The sequence below is a fragment of the Kitasatospora sp. NPDC114501 genome, assembly GCF_055633695.1.
The window spans coordinates 21,748-36,567 of the sequence record NZ_JBVKDS010000026.1 but is presented as its reverse complement, the minus strand read 5'-3'; the positions used below and the strand labels follow the sequence as shown (position 1 = coordinate 36,567).

Sequence of the window (14,820 nt, the reverse complement as noted above, 5' to 3'; positions counted from 1 at the left end):
CACGCCGGCTGCAACGGCGCGGCCGCCCGACCCGGGACGCCGAGCAGCCGCACAGCCTTTTCCGGGCCTCGCCCGGGCAGCCGTCCGGCCCGCGCTACGCGGCCGCGGCCGCCTCGGCCAGGGAGTCCAGGACCGGCCGGATCAGCGGGTGCCCGTCCGCGCCCGCCCGGACGGCGGCGAAGACCCGTCGGGTGGCCAGCTCGCTGTCCACCGGGCGCACCGCGACCTCGCCGAGGTCGACGCCGCGCAGCGCCGAGCGCGGCACCAGCGCCACCCCGAGGCCCGCCGAGGCGAGCGCCACCACGGCGCGGAAGTCGTCCGAGGAGTGCAGCAGCCGGGGCTGGAACCCCGCGTGCTCGCAGGCCAGCAGCACCACGTCGTGGCAGGGGTTGCCCGGGTACGGCCCGATCCACGGCTCGTCGGCCAGCTCGGCGACGGCCAGCGGGCCGGACTCCCCGGCCAGCCGGTGGCCGAGCGGCAGCACGGCCTCGAACGGCTCGGCGTACAGCGGCACCCGGGTCAGCCGGGCGTCGTCGGCGCGCGGGGCGCCCCGGTACTCGACGGCCACCGCGAGGTCGGCGCGGCCGTCCAGCACCATCGGCAGGCTGGCGTCGCCCTCGGCGTCCAGCACCTTGAGCCGCACCCCGGGCGCGCGCCCGGCGAGCAGGCCGACGGCGGGGGCCAGCACGGAGGCGATGGCGGTCGCGAAGGAGGCGACGGTGACCTCCCCGGAGACGCCCGCGCTGTACGCGGCCAGGTCGGCCTCGGCGCGCTCCAGCTGGGCGAGCACCACGTCGGCGTGGCCGAGCAGGATCTCCCCGGCGGCGGTCAGCCGCACGCCCCGGCCCTCCCGGGCGAGCAGGTGGTGGCCGGTCTCCTGCTCCAGGGCGGCCAGCTGCTGGGAGACCGCGGAGGGGGTCAGGTAGAGGGCGGCCGCCGCGGCGGTCACGGTGCGGTGGTCCGCCACGGCCCGCAGGGTCCGCAGCCGTCGTGCGTCGATCACGGATCAATTCTGCCAGCGCGGCGCGGTGCGGCGGACCGGCCGCAGCGCGGGGTCCGGACCGACCGGAGCGGCGGCTTCGGCCGGAGGCACCGCCGGTGGCGTATTTCCGGACGAGATCGCCCCCCGCTCGTTGACCACCCGCCCGGCCCGGCGCTTGGCTCGTACCGACCGGGCCGCGGGGGCCGTGGGCCCGGCACCGTCATCAGGGGAGGACGATCCATGACCCACCCACGCACCCGGCACCGGCTCGCCCGTACCGCCGCCGTCCTGGCCGCCGCCGCCGTGGCCGCCGTCGCCGCGCCGCCCGCCGCCGAGGCCCGGCCGCCCAAGGGCGACACCGCCCGGGTCAGCGAGGGCTTCAAGGGCGAGCAGCTGAACGGCTACTCGTCCGCGCTCGGCCTGAGCGAGGACGGCCGCTGCGCCCTGTTCACCTCGACCGCGACCAACCTGCTGCCCGGCACCGGCACCCCGAACTCCGACGAGGTCTACGTCCGGGACCTGCGCAACGGGCACCTCGAGCTGGCCAGCGTCGCCGACGACGGCTCCCGGCTCAACGCCCCCACCACCGACGCCGCGATCAGCGCCGACGGCCGGTACGTGGCGTTCAGCACCGCCGCCACCGACGTGCTGCCCGGCCGGCCGACGCACGCCGCCGACGTCTACGTCCGCGACCGCTGGACCGGCCGCACCGAGCTGGTCTCCGCCGGGACCCTGCCGAGCACCGACGACCAGAGCATCCGCACCGCGACCAGCCCCAGCCTCAGCCGGGACGGCCGCTACGTCGCCTACGCCTCCACCCGCACCGACCTCGCCGCCGGGGTGAAGCGCGGCAAGTCCAACATCTACGTCACCGACCGCTGGACCCGCACCACCCGGCTGGTCACCGTCGGCACCGAGGGCGAGGGCGCCGACAACCACTCCTACCACCCGACCATCAGCGCGGACGGCTCGACCATCGGCTTCACCTCCCGCGCCGGGAACCTGCTGCCGCCCGGTCCCGCCGACCCGGCCCCGGACGACGCCGCCGACGCCGACGCCGCGGACACCGACGCGCCCGGGCTCACCGGCCCCCGCTACTACCCGTACTACGTCTGGAAGGCCGACACCGGCCGGATCACCGTCGGCAGCGTGGACGGCACCGGCGGCCGGCGCGGCGTCGGCCTGGCGGCCCGGATCAGCCCGGACGGCCGCTACGCGGTCTACGCCCTCCCGGTGTCCGGCGCCGGGATCCCCACCTCCAACCACGGCATCCGGCTGGACGTGTACGTCCACGAGCTGGCCACGGGCACGCTCACCAAGGTCAACACCGACCTGCCCGGCGCCACCACGAAGCGGTCCTCGGGGTCCGGCGTCATGACGGCCGACAGCCGCTGGGTCTACTTCGAGTCCTCCGCCGAGACCCTCGTCCCCGGCGACACCAACGACACCAGCGACGTCTTCCGCCGCGACCTGTGGACCGGCCGGATCGAACGGGTCAGCCTCACCGAGGACGGCGGGCAGAGCACCTCCACCTCCTACGGCCCGGTCGTGGACGCCACCGGCGGCACGGTGCTCTTCGACGCCGAGGACGGCAACCTGGTGCCCGGCGACACCAACGCCGCCACGGACGTCTTCCTGCGCCGCCTGTGACGCTCTGACCCCCCTCCGCATACGTCCGTTGACGTATTTTCCGCCGAGCTCACCCACGGACGTTGACCACCGGCCCTCCCGACGATTGGCTCTCCCGGAGGAGCCCGTCGCCGGGAGGGAGCCCGGCCGGGCGATCGGAGGGGGAACACCTCATGACACGTACCACCCGCAACCGGTGGCCGGCGGGCGGCGGCAGCGCCCTGGCCGCGGCCGCCCTGCTCGCCGTCACCGCTGCACCGGCCCACGCCGCCCCGCCGCCGCGCGGCACCACCCGGGTCAGCACCGGGCTGAACGGCGCCGTACCCGACAACCAGTCCTTCGGCCAGGGCGTCAGCGCGGACGGCCGCTACGCCCTGTTCACCTCCTGGGCCTCGAACCTGGTGCCCGGGACCCCACCGGGCTCGCGCGACGCCTACGTGAAGGACCTGCGCACCGGCCGCACCGAGCAGGTCGACCTGTCCGACTCGGGCGAGCGGCTGAACGGCTCGACCGAACAGGCCGCGATCAGCGCCAACGGCCGCTACGTCGCCTTCGAGAGCGACGCCGACAACGCGGTGCCCGGCATGCAGGTCAAGGGGCGCACCGAGGTGTACGTCCGGGACCTCAGGACCGGCCGCACCGAACTGGTCAGCGGCGGGCTCACCGCCACCGACACCGACCCCTACCACGCCTCGTACGCGCCCTCGATCAGCGCCGACGGCCGCTACGTGGCGTACGTGTCCTCCCGGACGGACCTGGACCCGGCCGTCGTGGACCCCGGGCCCGAGCCCGGGCCCGCCCCCGAGCCCTCGCTCGCCAGGCCCTACACCTGGAAGATCAACGTCTACCTCACCGACCGCCGGACCCACACCACCCGGCTGATCTCCCACGACGTGCAGGGCAGGCCGGGCGAGCTCACCTCCTTCCGCCCCACGGTCAGCGCGGACGGCCGCACCATCGGCTTCGGCTCCATCTCCGACCTGCTGCCGCCCGAGCAGGGCCCCGCCCCGGCCGCCGCGGCGGCCGCGGCCGACACCGAGCTCACCCCGAGCGCCGCCGAGGCCGCGCGCCGCGGCGTCCCGCGGTCGGTGGCGCAGTCCGTGGCGCAGCCGCTGCTGGCCCGCCCGACCTCCGCCGTCTACTACACCTACGACGTGCCCTCCAGGACGCTCACCCCGGTGAGCGTGGGCCCCGACGGCGCCGTCGGCAACTCCAGCTTCGAGGCCACGATCAGCCCCGACGGGCGGTACGCGATCTACACCCTGCCCGAGCCCGGCGGCTCGACCGGCGGCCACCGGTACCACACCGTGCTGCACGTCCGGGACCTGCGCACGGGGGCCGTGACGAGGGTCAGCGGCGGTCTGCCCGGCACCAGCTCGACCGGCTCGTCCGACCACGGCTCGATCACCGCCGACAACCGGTGGCTCTACTTCGAGTCCGCCGCCGACAACCTGGTCGCCGGGCCGCAGCACCCGGGCTGGGACGTCTACCGCCAGGACCTGCGCACCGGTCGCACCGAGCGGGTGGCCACCGCACCGGACGGCTCGTCGGGCAACGGCTCGTCGAAGCAGCCGTTCGTGTCCGCCGCCGGCACCACCGTGGTGTTCGACTCGACCAGCGGCAACCTGGTCGCCGGCACCGACGCTCCGGCGGCCGAGAACGACCAGGTCTTCGCCAAGCCCACCGGGCTCCACCGGGGCGACGGCGACGACCAGGGCGAGGACGGCGACGAGCGGTAGCCCGGAACCGCGACGGGGGCGGGACGTCGGCGGGGCCGGCGTCCCGCCCCCGCAGCGGGAGGGTGGGGCGGATGGTCTCTGGTCCGTGCGGCGGGGGCGAATCGGTTCGCCCCCGCCGCACGGGAGTTGTGAGCCCGTGGGCCGGTCCGGTTCCGAGCGGTCCGGCCCACGGGCGGCTGGTGGCCGGGGGTTACTCCCCCAGCGCGGCGCGCGCGTCCACGAAGGCCGCGACGGCGCGCTCGACGTCCTCGGTGGAGTGCGCGGCGGACAGCTGCACGCGGATCCGGGCCTGGCCGTGCGGCACCACCGGGTAGGAGAAGCCGATCACGTACACGCCGCGCTCCAGCAGCAGTTCGGCGAGCTTGCCGGCCTCGGCCGCGTCGCCGATCATCACCGGGGCGATCGGGTGGTCGCCGGGCAGGATCTCGAAGCCGGCCTCGGTCATCCTGGTGCGGAACAGCGCGGTGTTGGCCGCCAGCCGCTCGCGCAGTTCGTTGGACTGCTCGACCAGGTCGAGCACCTTCAGCGAGGCGGCCGCGATCACCGGGGCCAGCGAGTTGGAGAACAGGTACGGGCGGGAGCGCTGGCGCAGCAGGGCGACGATCTCCCGGCGGGCGGCGACGTAGCCGCCGGAGGCGCCGCCGAGGGCCTTGCCGAGGGTGCCGGTGATGATGTCCACGCGGTCCATCACGCCGTGCAGCTCGGGGGTGCCGCGGCCGCCGGCGCCGACGAAGCCGACGGCGTGCGAGTCGTCGACCATGACCATGGCGTCGTAGCGGTCGGCCAGGTCGCAGATCTCGCGCAGCGGGGCGACGTAGCCGTCCATCGAGAACACGCCGTCGGTGACGATCAGGCGGCGGCGGGCGTCCTGGGTGTCCTGGAGCTGCTTCTCCAGGTCGGCCATGTCGCGGTTGGCGTAGCGGTGGCGGCGGGCCTTGCTGAGCCGGATGCCGTCGATGATGCTGGCGTGGTTCAGCGCGTCGGAGATGACGGCGTCGCTCGCGTCGAGCAGGGTCTCGAAGACACCGCCGTTGGCGTCGAAGCAGGAGGAGTAGAGGATCGTGTCCTCCTGGCCGAGGAAGGCCGAGAGGCGGTCCTCCAGCTCCTTGTGGACGTCCTGGGTGCCGCAGATGAAGCGGACCGAGGCCATGCCGTAGCCCCAGCGGTCCAGGGCGTCCTTGGCCGCGGCGAGCACCTCGGGGTGGTCGGCCAGGCCGAGGTAGTTGTTGGCGCAGAAGTTCAGCACCTCGCCCGGGCGGCCGCCGCCGGTCACGGTGACCGCGGCGCTCTGCGGGGTGCCGATCACCCGCTCGGGCTTGAACAGGCCCGCCTCGCGGATCTCGTCCAGGGTGGCGGCGACGTCGGCACGCACGTTGTCGAACACTGCGGTCTCCTTCAGCAGTTCGGCGGGGGCTGTTCGGTGGGGCCCGGGCCGGGCTCAGGCGGTCCAGTCGAGGATGATCTTGCCGCAGTTGCCGCTCGCGGCGTCGTCGAAGGCGGCCTCGAAGTCGGCGGCGGCGTAGCGGCCGGTGATCACCGGGCTGAGGTCCAGGCCGCCCTCCAGCAGCACGGACATCGCGTACCAGGTCTCGAACATCTCGCGGCCGTAGATGCCCTTGATGGTGATCATCGAGGTGACGATCGAGGCCCAGTCCACCGGGAACTGCTCGGCGGGCAGGCCGAGCATGGCGATCTTCCCGCCGTGGGTCATGTTGGCGATCATCGACTGCATCGCCTCGGGGCGGCCGGACATCTCCAGGCCGACGTCGAAGCCCTCGCGCAGGCCCAGCTTCTGCTGGCCCTCCTCGATGGTGTGCTCGGAGACGTCGAGCGCCAGCGTCACGCCGACCCGGCGGGCCAGGTCGAGGCGGTACGGGGAGACGTCGGTGATCATCACGTTGCGGGCGCCGGCGTGCTTGGCGACGGCGGCGGCCATGATGCCGATCGGGCCGGCGCCGGTGACCAGCACGTCCTCGCCGACCAGCGGGAAGGACAGCGCGGTGTGCACGGCGTTGCCGAACGGGTCGAAGATCGCGGCCACGTCCAGGTCGACCGGCACCCGGTGCACCCAGACGTTGGAGGCGGGCAGGGCCACGTACTCGGCGAACGCGCCGTCGCGGTTGACGCCCAGGCCGACGGTGTTGCGGCACAGGTGGCGGCGGCCGGCCAGGCAGTTGCGGCACTTGCCGCAGACCAGGTGGCCCTCGCCGCTGACCAGGTCGCCGACCGCGATGTCCGCGACGCCGGCGCCGGTCTCGGCGACCTCGCCGACGAACTCGTGGCCGAGCACCAGCGGGGTCCGGATGGTCTGCTGGGCCCAGCCGTCCCACTTGCGGATGTGCAGGTCGGTGCCGCAGATGCCGGTCCGCAGCACCTTGATCAGCACCTCGCCGGGGCCGATCTCGGGCTTCGGGACATCGATCATCCAGAGGCCGGGCTCGGCCTGCTGCTTGACGAGTGCCTTCACGGCGACGGCTCCTGACGTACGCGGGGGACGGCCTTCGGGGGTCGGGCAGGCCGAGGTGGCCCGGTTCGGCCGCTCCTGACGGGCGCGCTCCGGGCAGGCAGCAATCTGCCTGGTCGGAGGCGGTGCGGTCCATCGAGGAATTCTTAAGGGCGGCCACAGCTGGGCTGAACGATCGTGCCCGAGCAGCGCCCGGCGGCGGGCGCGGCGTGCCGGTGCTCACCCGTCCGGCCGAGCGCGGGGCCGCTGCCACGACCCCGACCGACGGGCCGGCCGGGGTACCCGACAGCACCTCACCAGCCGGGCGGGGCACTCGGCTGACCCGCGCTCCCGTTCGGTCCAGTCGGGCCGCGACCCGCGCGCGGCCCTCCGGCGGCGGTGCTTACGGTGGCGGCGATCCCCCTCGCCCCGTGGAACGTCGCTCCGGCCCGGCCGAGCCGCCCTCCGGGGCCCTTCGCCACGGGGCCGTCCGCCCCAGAGAGGCCCGACTGCGCCGATGACCGACACCCGACGGCCCCGACCGGCCGTTCCCCGCTCCCCGCGCCCGGCCGTCCCCCGGTCCGTACGGGCGGCCTCCGCCGCCCTCGCGCTGACCGGACTGCTCGCCGTCTCCGGCTGCTCCGGTGACGCGAAGCCCGCGCGACAGGCCGGTTCGGCGGTCACCGCCGAACCGGCCGCGCTCAGCCCGACCGCCAAGCCGTCCGGCAGCCCCTCCGGCGGGGTGGTGCCGCTCACCCCGGACGTCGAGGCGCGGCTGGACAGCGCGATCAAGCAGGTGATGAGCGAGGCCGACATCCCGGGGGTGATCGTCGGCTACACCACCCCCGACGGCAGCTATCAGCGCACCTTCGGCGTCGCCGACCGGAGCGCCGGGACGGCGATGTCCCCCGACCTGTACATGCGGATCGGCAGCGTGACCAAGACCTTCACCACCACCGCCGTCCTGCGGCTCGTGGACCAGGGCAAGCTGCGGCTGGACGACCCCGTCTCCAAGTACGTCCCGAGCGTGCCCGGCGGCGACGGGATCACCCTGCGCCAGCTCGGCGAGATGCGCAGCGGACTGTTCAACTACACCCTGGACAACGACTTCCAGCAGGCGTTCTTCAAGGACCCGGACCGCCCGTTCACCCCGGACCAGCTGCTCGGCTACGCGTTCAAGCACCCGGCGGACTTCGCGCCGGGCGCCAGGTTCGAATATTCGAACACCAACCTGGTCCTGCTCGGCCTGGTCGTCGAGAAGGCCGGCGGGCAGCCGCTCCAGGACTTCCTCAAGCAGCAGGTGTTCACCCCGGCCGGGCTCTCCAGGACGAGCCTGCCGACCGACGCGGCCTTCCCGGACCCGCACGCCCACGGCTACACCGACCAGACGCTCAGCGGCGCGGTCGAGGACTCCACCGCCTGGAACCCGTCCTGGGGCTGGGCGGCCGGCGCCGCCGTCTCCAACCTCGCCGACCTCCAGACCTGGTCGAAGGCGCTGGCCACCGGCCAGCCGCTGCTCAAACCCGCCACCCAGGCGGAGCGGCTGAAGTTCAAGCCCGTCGGGGACTCCCCCGACCTCGGCTACGGCTTCGGCATCTTCACCACCCACGGGTGGATGGGCCACAACGGCTCGCTGCCCGGGTACGAGAGCGTGGTGCTCTACCTGCCGCAGGCCAGGGCCGGCCTGGCCATCCTGCTCAACACCGACATCACCCACGACGAGTCGGAACCCTCGACGTTCCTGGCCCGGGCGATCACCCGGATCGTCTCGCCGAACAACGTCTACACGCTGCCCACCCCGCCCGGCTCGGGCTCGCCGACGGCCTCGCCCACGGCCTCCCCGTCCCCGACGGTCTCGCCCACCGCGTCCCCCTCGCCGAGGGTCTCGCCCACGGCGACCGCGCCCGGCACGCCCACCGGCACCGCCACGCTGCACGTCTCCTGAGCCGCGCCTGAAGCACCTGAAGCCGCGCGGGAGGCCCGACCCGGCCGCCCGGGTCGGGCCTCCCGTACTCCGTCAGCCCCCCAGCACCTTGCCGAGGTCGTACGAGACCGGCTCCTCCAGCTGTGCGTAGGTGCAGCTCTCCGGTGTGCGGTCCGGCCGCCAGCGGCGGAACTGCGCGGTGTGCCGGAACCGGGTGCCCTCCATGTGGTCGTACGCCACCTCGACCACCCGCTCGGGGCGCAGCGCGATCCAGGAGAGGTCCTTGCCGCCGGTCCAGCGGCTGACCGCGCCGGGCAGCCGGCCCTCGGCGTGCGCGGCCTCGTCCGCCCAGCCGCCCCAGGGGTGCCGGGAGAGGTCGTCCATCCGCAACGGGGCCAGTTCCTCGACGAGTTCACGGCGGCGGGCCATCGGGAAGGCGGCGCAGACGCCGACGTGCTGGAGCCTGCCGTCGTCGTCGAAGATGCCCAGCAGCAGCGAGCCGACCACCGGTCCGCTCTTGTGCTCGCGGTAGCCGGCCAGCACGCAGTCGGCGGTGCGCTCGTGCTTGACCTTGAACATGGTCCGCTCCCCCGGCCGGTACGGCTGGTCCAGCGGCTTGGCGACCACCCCGTCCAGCCCGGCGCCCTCGAACTCGTCGAACCAGCTCCGGGCCAGGTCGAGGTCGGTGGCGGCGGGCGCGGTGAACACCGGGTCGGCGGCGCCCGCGAGCGCGGCCTCCAGCGCCGGGCGGCGCACCGCCAGCGGCTCGTCCAGCAGGGAGTCGTCGCCGAGGGCGAGCAGGTCGAAGGCGACGAAGGAGGCCGGGGTCCGCTCGGCGAGCAGCCTCACCCGGCTCGCGGCGGGGTGGATGCGCTCCAGCAGCTCCTCGAAGCGCAGCCGGCCGTCCCGGGCGATCACCACCTCGCCGTCCAGCACGCAGCGCGGCGGCAGCTCCCGCCGGAACGCCTCGACCAGCTCGGGGAAGTACCTGGTCAGCGGCTTGCCGGTGCGGCTGCCGAGCTCCACCTCGTCGCCGTCGCGGAACACGATCGAGCGGAAGCCGTCCCACTTGGCCTCGTACTGCATCCCGGGCGGGATCTTGGCCACCGACTTGGCGAGCATCGGCGCCACCGGCGGCATCACGGGCAGGTCCATGCGTCCGATCCTCGCCCGGTTCGCCTCGGGGCGCGCGCCGGGCGTACGGCGCTTAGCGTGTGGGGCATGGGCTCAGCCGTGGAACTGGATGTCGCCGGGCGCACCGTCCGGCTCTCGAACCCGGACAAGGTGTACTACCCCGAGCGCGGCTTCACCAAGCTGGACGTCGCGCAGTACTACCTGGCCGTCGCCGACGGGGTGCTGCGCGGGCTGCGCGAGCGGCCGACCACCCTGCAACGCTTCCCGGACGGGGTGGAGGGCGAGTTCTTCTACCAGAAGCGCGCGCCCAAGGGCCTGCCGGAGTGGCTGCCCACCGCCCGGATCGAGTTCCCGTCCGGCCGCTCCGCCGACGAGATCTGCCCGACCGAGCCGGCCGCCGTGCTGTGGGCGGCCAACCTGGGCTGCTTGACCTTCCACCCCTGGCCGGTGCGGCGCTCCGACACCGACCACGTGGACGAGCTGCGCATCGACCTCGACCCGCAGCCCGGCACCGACTTCCACGACGCCGTCCGCGCCGCCCACGAGCTGCGCGCCCTGCTGGAGGAGTACGGGCTGCGCGGCTGGCCCAAGTCCTCCGGCGGGCGCGGACTGCACGTCTACGTGCCGCTGGCGCCCGAGTGGACCTTCACCGACGGACGGCACGCGGTGATCGCGCTCGGCCGGGTGCTGGAGCAGCGGATGCCCGGGAAGGTCACCACCGCGTGGTGGAAGGAGGAGCGCGGCGAGCGGATCTTCGTCGACTACAACCAGATGGCCCGCGACCGCACCATCGCCTCCGCCTACTCCCTGCGCGCCCGCCCCCGCGCCACCGCCTCCACCCCGCTGCGCTGGGAGGAGCTGGACGACGCCGTCCCCGAGGACTTCGACCTGCGCACCGTCCCCGCCCGCTTCGCCGAAATCGGCGACCTGAACGCCGAGATGGAGCAGCACGCGTTCCGCCTGGAGGCCCTGCTGGAGCTCTACGACAAGCAGCTCCACGACGAGGGCCTCGGCGAACTCCCCTACCCGCCCGACCACCCCAAGGCCGCCGGCGAACCCACCCGGGTCCAGCCCAGCCGGGCGAAGAAGAACGCTTAGCCCCGCTACTGCCGCGCGCCGGCCGGGGCCAGCTCGGCGACGATGCGCACGGCCTCGGCGATCTGCCCGTCCGTCAGGTCCCCGCGGGCGGTCAGCCGCAGCCGGGAGACGCCGTCCGGGACGGACGGCGGGCGGAAGCAGCCGACGGCGAGGCCGGCCCGGCGGCAGTCGGCGGCCCAGGCGGCGGCGGCCTCGGGGCCGGGGGCGCGGACGGAGACCACGGCGGCCTCGGGCTCGCAGCTGTGCAGGCCTTCCGCGGTGAGCCGCCGGGCCAGGGTGCGGGCGACCTCGCGGGCGCGCTCGGCGCGGGCGGGCTCGGCGCGCAGCAGCCGCAGGGCGGCGAGGGCGGCGCCGGCGGCGGCCGGGGCGAGGCCGGTGTCGAAGATGAAGGTGCGGGCGGTCTCGGTGAGGTGGCGGATCACCCGGCGCGGGCCGAGGACGGCGCCCCCCTGCGAGCCGAGCGACTTGGAGAGGGTGGCGGTGGCCACGGTGTCCGGCTGCCCGGCGAGCCCTGCCGCGGCGAGCGCGCCGGTGCCGCCGGGGCCGAGCACGCCCAGCCCGTGCGCGTCGTCCACCAGTAGCGCGGCGCCGTGCGCGCGGGCGACGGCGGACAGCGCGGGCAGCGGGGCCGCGTCGCCGTCCACCGAGAACACCGAGTCGGTGACCACCAGCGCCCGCCGCCGCTCCCGCCCGGCGAGCGCCTCGGCGACGGCCGCCGGGTCGGCGTGCGGGGCGCGGTGGACGTCGGCCCGGGAGAGCCGGCAGCCGTCGATCAGCGAGGCGTGGTTGTAGGCGTCGGAGACGATCAGGGTGTCCGGGTCGGTGAGCGCGGTCAGCGCCGCGAGGTTGGCCGTGTAGCCGGAGGAGAACACCAGCGCGGCCTCCACCCCGCAGAACTCGGCCAGCTCCTCCTCCAGTTCGGTGTGCAGCGCGGTCGTCCCGGTGACCAGCCGCGAGCCCGTCGACCCCCCGCCCCAGCGCAGCGCCGCGTCGGCGGCCGCCCTGGCGACCACCGGATGCCTGGTCAGCCCCAGGTAGTCGTTGCCCGCGAGGTCCAGCACCCCGTCGTCCGCCGCCCGGCTGCGCAACGTGCGCGTCAGCCCGGCCTCCGCCCGCATCGCGGCCGTCTCGTCGAGCCAGTCGAACACGCGCGCGGGGGCGGCGGGGGCGGTGCGCGGCTCGGCCGCGAGCGGATGGTTCATGCCCGGCACTCTGGCACGCGTCGCGAACGGGGATCAATGTGCCTCTCGGCACATGATCGGCGCGCCCGGCTGGCCGGTCACCACAAGCCGGTCACCGGCGCCCGCCCGGCCGGGGCTTTGCCCGGGGTGGCGGCGAGCAGGCAAGATAGCCGGGTGACCCTCCTTGATCTGATGCCGAAGCCCGCCACCCCCGACGCGCTGTACGAGACGTTCGCAGCCTGGGCGGAGGAACGCGGGATCACGCTGTACCCGGCGCAGGAGGAGGCGCTGATCGAGCTGGTGTCCGGGAACAACGTGATCCTGGCGACGCCGACCGGCTCGGGCAAGAGCCTGGTGGCGGCGGGCGCGCACTTCGCGGCGCTGGCGGAGGGGCAGCGGACCTTCTACACCGCCCCGATCAAGGCGCTGGTGTCGGAGAAGTTCTTCGACCTGGTGAAGATGTTCGGCACCGAGCAGGTCGGCATGATGACCGGCGACGCGAGCGTGAACCCGACCGCGCCGATCATCTGCTGCACCGCCGAGGTGCTCGCCCAGATCGCGCTGCGCGACGGCACCCGGGCGGACATCGGCCAGGTGGTCATGGACGAGTTCCACTTCTACGCCGAGCCGGACCGCGGCTGGGCCTGGCAGATCCCGCTGCTGGAGCTGCCGCAGGCGCAGTTCCTGCTGATGTCCGCGACGCTCGGCGACGTCCGCCGCTTCGAGGAGGACCTGACCCGCCGCACGGGCCGGCCGACCACGGTGGTGCGCAACGCGACCCGCCCGGTGCCGCTGTTCTACGAGTACCGCCGCACCACGATGCACGACACCCTGGAGGAGCTGCTGCAGACCGGCCAGGCGCCGGTCTACGTCGTGCACTTCACCCAGAAGGAGGCGGTGGAGCGGGCCCAGTCGCTGATGAGCATCAACATGTGCTCGAAGGCGGAGAAGGAGGCCATCGCCGACCTGATCGGCAACTTCCGCTTCACCACCAAGTTCGGCCGCAACCTGTCCCGTTACGTGCGCCACGGCATCGGCGTGCACCACGCGGGCATGCTGCCGAAGTACCGCCGCCTGGTCGAACGCCTCGCCCAGGCGGGCCTGTTGAAGGTCATCTGCGGCACCGACACGCTCGGCGTCGGCGTCAATGTGCCGATCCGCACGGTGCTGTTCACCGCGCTGTCCAAGTACGACGGCAACCGGGTGCGCATCCTGCGCGCCCGCGAGTTCCACCAGATCGCCGGCCGGGCCGGCCGGGCCGGCTTCGACACCGTCGGCCAGGTGGTGGCGCAGGCGCCGGAGCACGTGATCGAGAACGACAAGGCGATCGCCAAGGCCGGGGACGACCCGAAGAAGAAGCGCAAGGTCGTCCGGAAGAAGGCCCCGGAGGGCTTCGTCGGCTGGACCGAGGAGACCTTCGACAAGCTGATCGGCGCCGACCCGGAGCCGCTGGTCTCCCGGTTCAGGGTCAGCCACGCGATGCTGCTGTCGGTGATCGGCCGCCCGGGCAACGCCTTCGAGGCGATGCGCAAGCTGCTGACCGACAACCACGAGGACCGGGCCGCGCAGCGCCGCCACATCCGCACCGCGATCGCCATCTACCGCTCGCTGCTGGAGGGCGGCGTGGTGGAGCGGCTGCCGGAGCCGGACTCCGAGGGCCGGATCGTCCGGCTCACCCTGGACCTCCAGGAGAACTTCGCGCTCAACCAGCCGCTGTCCACCTTCGCGCTGGCCTCCTTCGAGCTGCTCGACCCGACCTCGCCCTCGTACGCGATGGACGTGGTCTCCGTCGTCGAGGCGACCCTCGACGACCCGCGCCAGATCCTCGCCGCACAGCAGAACAAGGCGCGCGGCGAGGCCGTCGGCGAGATGAAGCGGGACGGCGTCGAGTACGAGGAGCGGATGGAGCGGCTCCAGGAGATCACCTACCCGAAGCCGCTGGAGGAGCTGCTCACCCACGCCTACGAGGTGTACCGCCGGGCGCACCCGTGGATCGGCGACCACCGGCTCCAGCCGAAGTCGGTGGTCCGCGACCTGTACGAGCGGGCGATGACCTTCTCGGACTACGTCGGCTTCTACGAGCTGGCCCGCACCGAGGGCATCGTGCTGCGCTACCTGGCCGGCGCGTTCAAGGCGCTGGAGCAGACCGTCCCCGAGGACGTGAAGACCGACGACCTCAAGGACGTCATCGCCTGGCTCGGCGAGCTGGTCCGCCAGGTCGACTCCAGCCTGCTGGACGAATGGGAGCAGCTGGCCAACCCGACCGAGCCGCAGGCCGCCGAGGTGCGCCTGGACGACAAGCCTGCGCCGGTCACCGCCAACGCCCGCGCCTTCCGCGTCCTGGTGCGCAACGAGATGTTCCGCCGGGTCGAGCTGTGCGCGCTGGAGCACTGGGACGCGCTCGGCGAGCTGGACGGCGAGTACGGCTGGGACGCGGACCGCTGGGCGGACGCCATGGACGGGTACTGGGAGGAGTACGACGACCTCGGCACCGGCCCGGACGCGCGCGGCCCGAAGATGCTGATCATCGAGGAGGAGGACTCCTCCTGGCGGGTCCGGCAGATCTTCGACGACCCGGAGGGCGACCACGACTGGGGCATCAGCGCCGAGGTCGACCTGTACGGCTCGGACGAGGAGGGCCGGGCGGTGCTGCGGGTGACCTCGGTGGACCGGCTCGGCGGCTGAGCCGG

The 14,820-nt window shown here is 74.0% G+C and carries 10 protein-coding genes; 5 read left to right on the top strand and 5 right to left on the bottom strand.

Annotated elements, in window-relative coordinates; translation table 11 throughout:
* Positions 1 to 94 precede the first annotated feature (94 nt).
* Entirely contained in the window at positions 95 to 1,003 is a 909-nt protein-coding gene (locus tag ACZ7RU_RS35065; RefSeq protein ID WP_470345048.1) for a LysR family transcriptional regulator, read from the bottom strand.
* Positions 1,004 to 1,222: 219 nt separating this feature from the next.
* Between ACZ7RU_RS35065 and ACZ7RU_RS35060 the strand changes: the two genes are divergently transcribed.
* On the top strand, positions 1,223 to 2,632 hold the full coding sequence (locus tag ACZ7RU_RS35060; protein ID WP_470345047.1) for a TolB family protein: 1,410 nt from the start codon (positions 1,223 to 1,225) through the stop codon (positions 2,630 to 2,632).
* A 152-nt stretch (positions 2,633 to 2,784) separates the two neighbouring features.
* Positions 2,785 to 4,350: a TolB family protein gene (locus tag ACZ7RU_RS35055; protein ID WP_470345046.1), complete on the top strand. Its 1,566-nt coding sequence runs from the start codon at positions 2,785 to 2,787 to the stop codon at positions 4,348 to 4,350.
* Positions 4,351 to 4,540: 190 nt separating this feature from the next.
* Here the strand turns inward: ACZ7RU_RS35055 and ACZ7RU_RS35050 are convergent, their stop codons facing one another.
* Positions 4,541 to 5,734 (bottom strand): glycine C-acetyltransferase, encoded by a 1,194-nt coding sequence (locus tag ACZ7RU_RS35050; protein ID WP_470345045.1) that lies wholly within the window; start codon positions 5,732 to 5,734, stop codon positions 4,541 to 4,543.
* A gap of 54 nt (positions 5,735 to 5,788) precedes the next feature.
* Positions 5,789 to 6,817 (bottom strand): L-threonine 3-dehydrogenase, encoded by a 1,029-nt coding sequence (gene tdh / locus ACZ7RU_RS35045; RefSeq protein WP_470345044.1) that lies wholly within the window; start codon positions 6,815 to 6,817, stop codon positions 5,789 to 5,791.
* 493 nt (positions 6,818 to 7,310) lie between these two features.
* Here tdh and ACZ7RU_RS35040 point away from each other — a divergent pair, with 493 nt between their 5' ends.
* Positions 7,311 to 8,738: a serine hydrolase domain-containing protein gene (locus ACZ7RU_RS35040; protein WP_470345043.1), complete on the top strand. Its 1,428-nt coding sequence runs from the start codon at positions 7,311 to 7,313 to the stop codon at positions 8,736 to 8,738.
* A gap of 72 nt (positions 8,739 to 8,810) precedes the next feature.
* On the opposite strand, the gene ACZ7RU_RS35035 is transcribed toward ACZ7RU_RS35040, so the two are convergent.
* Positions 8,811 to 9,872 carry an ATP-dependent DNA ligase gene (locus ACZ7RU_RS35035; RefSeq protein ID WP_470345042.1) on the bottom strand — a complete coding sequence of 354 codons (1,062 nt, stop codon included), beginning with the start codon at positions 9,870 to 9,872 and terminating at the stop codon, positions 8,811 to 8,813.
* Positions 9,873 to 9,938: 66 nt separating this feature from the next.
* Between ACZ7RU_RS35035 and ligD the strand changes: the two genes are divergently transcribed.
* Positions 9,939 to 10,949, top strand: a complete 1,011-nt coding sequence (gene ligD, locus ACZ7RU_RS35030; protein WP_470345041.1) for a non-homologous end-joining DNA ligase — start codon at positions 9,939 to 9,941, stop codon at positions 10,947 to 10,949.
* Between the two features lie 5 nt (positions 10,950 to 10,954).
* On the opposite strand, the gene ACZ7RU_RS35025 is transcribed toward ligD, so the two are convergent.
* Positions 10,955 to 12,151 (bottom strand): 8-amino-7-oxononanoate synthase, encoded by a 1,197-nt coding sequence (locus tag ACZ7RU_RS35025; RefSeq protein WP_470345040.1) that lies wholly within the window; start codon positions 12,149 to 12,151, stop codon positions 10,955 to 10,957.
* Between the two features lie 171 nt (positions 12,152 to 12,322).
* Here ACZ7RU_RS35025 and ACZ7RU_RS35020 point away from each other — a divergent pair, with 171 nt between their 5' ends.
* Positions 12,323 to 14,815 (top strand): DEAD/DEAH box helicase, encoded by a 2,493-nt coding sequence (locus ACZ7RU_RS35020; protein WP_470345074.1) that lies wholly within the window; start codon positions 12,323 to 12,325, stop codon positions 14,813 to 14,815.
* The last annotated feature ends 5 nt before the right edge of the window (positions 14,816 to 14,820 follow it).